This is a genomic window from Floridaenema aerugineum BLCC-F46 (genome assembly GCF_041929345.1).
Taxonomy (GTDB): domain Bacteria; phylum Cyanobacteriota; class Cyanobacteriia; order Cyanobacteriales; family Aerosakkonemataceae; genus Floridanema; species Floridanema aerugineum.
Genome location: NZ_JBHFNQ010000134.1, coordinates 1 through 2,745, shown reverse-complemented (window position 1 = coordinate 2,745; position 2,745 = coordinate 1). Strand labels below are relative to the sequence as shown.

The window sequence follows — 2,745 nt, the reverse complement described above, 5'->3', positions numbered from 1 at the left end:
AATGGCATTTAATTTCCTCTGATGATATGAGCTATTTTTATCTACCCAAAACGGTACAACCAAAAGTAAATAAAGATAACAGTTATTGTATTTACCCTTGGGACAAATCAAGAATCTGTCTCCTTTGAAGTAATTCCCGCCTACAACCCCTGAACTAGCATTGTTAATGAAAATTTCATAATCATTAGAGCGTGAATGTATCGATAACAGAAAATTACCATTTAATGGCATAGCTGATGGGTACTCTTCAAGTCTACTGTTTCGGAAAACTGAAAAGTATCCTTTTCCATTACCAAATCGCCACCATGTTTCACCGTTTGGTTGAGTTCTAACTAATTCTTGGACTCCGTACTCGTTAAAGCTTCCAAAAACAACATAAAGAGTTGCGCCGTTTCCTAATAAATTAGGAATATTAGGTATAGATAGTTCATTTTGATTCGTAATAAGCGATAGTGCGGGGTTATTATCTATTCCCACAGTTTGAAAAGGATTTTGTTGTCCTGGAGTCGGTGATATTACGTTAGAATATCCACTTTGATCGGTCAATGATCCAAGCATAGATAGTACTGTTCCTTCTGTTAGTATCAAATCGTTACTTGGATTACTTGAAGTTAAGTTGAAATAGTTGGTAATTGCAGTTAATCGATTTTCAATAATACTCAGCCTTCCATTTAATGTGCTTAAATCTGGATTGCTTTCAATGTTTGAACCTGTGCCATAAATTTGATTTAATTTATCTTCTATTACTGCAAGTTGATTAATTATGGGAGTGAGATCCACTGTTATATTGGACTCCCTTAAAAACCTTAAAGCTTTAAGCGCGGCTAAAGTTCCTAATTGTTCTGTTTTTTGTCCCATATTAGTCGTAAAATTAAAGTATGGTATATTTATATTATCCCAAAAACCATGTACAAACCAATAATAAAACGTTTTGGTTCTAACAACAACAACCAATTTGTTGATTGCATTATTCAAGCTGTAAATCCCTCTGTTTGTTTACAAATGTTAGAAGCCGTATTTAGTTACGTTAAGTCTCCTGACAGAACTTCAGATCAATCAGAGGTGACGGTTGAAGTTTACTTTGTTTTCCCCGATCCTTTTGTTCGGATTTTAAGAGATAAAGTTACTTTCAGGAGAAGTCTTTGCGAAGATGTACTGCCTTTACTTTTATATAACGAGAAAAACATCATTCCAAATCCGTTGGGATTACAATGCAAGGTTGACAGCTTGTTACCAGATGAATATGTAGATTTGGTGATTTTCTATGATGAGAGGACGGAATCAACGATAGATGAACTGTCTCAAAGGTATCTATGATTTTTAATAACAGCACTACTTTTAATGCTGGTGATGCGACAGAAAAGTTAATTTATCAGCCCTCGGTTAATAGCAAATATGGGGTTATTATAAATCTGACAATTAGTTCTTTTCTGCCTTCCCTTCCTCTTCTCAAAACACCTGAAAAAGGACTACTGTCTCTAGCTGAAGAATGGGACGAGCGTTATGCTGAATTTGTTAAAGCAGGAAAGCATCGAAGGTTAGGTATTTACTTTAAGTATCCTAATAATTCTCAATTAATTAGAAGATTTGGAGTGTTATTATTTAACAAATCACCCGCCGAAGATATCGATTTGTTAGCTATGCTCATAACTAGACCGAAAAATTTAAAAATTAACTCTGGGGTGGCGATCTACGGAAAAATAGAGGCAGGGACTTTTGGACTTTTAGAAGGGCAGGATATTGTTACAGTTTGGGTTGATGCAGAGGAGAAGCCTGGTTCTGGAATGGATTCATTTTGGGGGAAACTATGACTATCACCTTGGGTGACGATCCATTAACACAGGTAAAAATTTTGGAAGTTGGAGGAAAACCTCCTTTGTCACCTCCATCACCACCACCATCGCCAAAATTGGAACAGGTGACGCAGTACACTAACGCACCAAAACAATCTTTGCCGGGAGAGCAAACACTGGATCTTGTCGATCCTAAAATCATTCAAATTCCACAAGGATTACCAAAAAAATCAACGACTGAAGAGCATTTTGGACTTCAGCCAACTCGCCGGGTAAGCCCCTCCACTTCACCATCTAAAACTACGACTACTCCTAGTTCTCCGAGCTACAATCCAGGACCTACCCCATCAATAGTGGAGGATGCGTTAAATGGTGTAGCTATGGGATTGGTTGATGCTTTTCTTGATCCTAACGCCAAAGATTATCGGGACAACCCATATTTAGCCCAAAGATCCTATCAATATGAGAGAGGATCGTACCAGGTGGGGTTGGAATCGGGAAAAGCGCTTCGCCGTTGGTTGCTCGATCGGAAAAAGGATATTAAAACTTGGATCAAAGATCTAACTAAACCCAAATCGCACCCAGAACAGCAAGATAAACCAAGACCGGAACCAACTCCCCAACCTGGTCCTGCACCTAAACCACCGCCAGAAGAACCGGAAAAGCCTATTAATTGGCCTGATATTTTTCCTGATTTTCCCACGATTCCTTTTCCACAGTTTGAGCCAAACTTTGATCAATTCGATCCATACTTCAACCTGGATGAGTACAAAAAACCTCAGTTTAAGAAACCAGAGAAAAAGAAAGATCCTGAGACAAGGAGAAACGACAATAGTCAATATCCGTCTCAGCCTTTCGATAACCCCGATCAAGTACAAATTCCTCCTATTGATACTAAGGACGAGGGAGAAATTTTCGACTCTCCTGTGGATTTGACTATTACCGTTAAACA

3 protein-coding genes and 1 pseudogene are annotated in these 2,745 nt (G+C 38.2%); 3 read left to right on the top strand and 1 reads right to left on the bottom strand.

Annotation, left to right across the window (positions count from 1 at the left end; translation table 11 throughout):
* Nucleotides 1–858: hypothetical protein (locus ACE1CC_RS17730; protein WP_413271757.1), on the bottom strand; the 858-nt coding region annotated here is incomplete at its 3' end.
* A 48-nt stretch (nucleotides 859–906) separates the two neighbouring features.
* Here ACE1CC_RS17730 and ACE1CC_RS17725 point away from each other — a divergent pair.
* From ACE1CC_RS17725 to ACE1CC_RS17715, 3 genes and pseudogenes are all read left to right on the top strand, one after another.
* The gene (locus ACE1CC_RS17725) at nucleotides 907–1,317 is read left to right on the top strand and encodes a hypothetical protein (RefSeq protein WP_413271756.1); all 411 of its coding nucleotides are present in this window, start codon (nucleotides 907–909) and stop codon (nucleotides 1,315–1,317) included.
* Entirely contained in the window at nucleotides 1,314–1,811 is a 498-nt protein-coding gene (locus ACE1CC_RS17720) for a hypothetical protein (RefSeq protein ID WP_413271755.1), read from the top strand. Before ACE1CC_RS17725 ends, ACE1CC_RS17720 begins: the two co-directional genes overlap by 4 nt.
* Nucleotides 1,808–2,745: pseudogene (locus ACE1CC_RS17715) on the top strand (hypothetical protein); the annotation flags it as partial. The gene ACE1CC_RS17720 and the pseudogene ACE1CC_RS17715, both read left to right, overlap by 4 nt.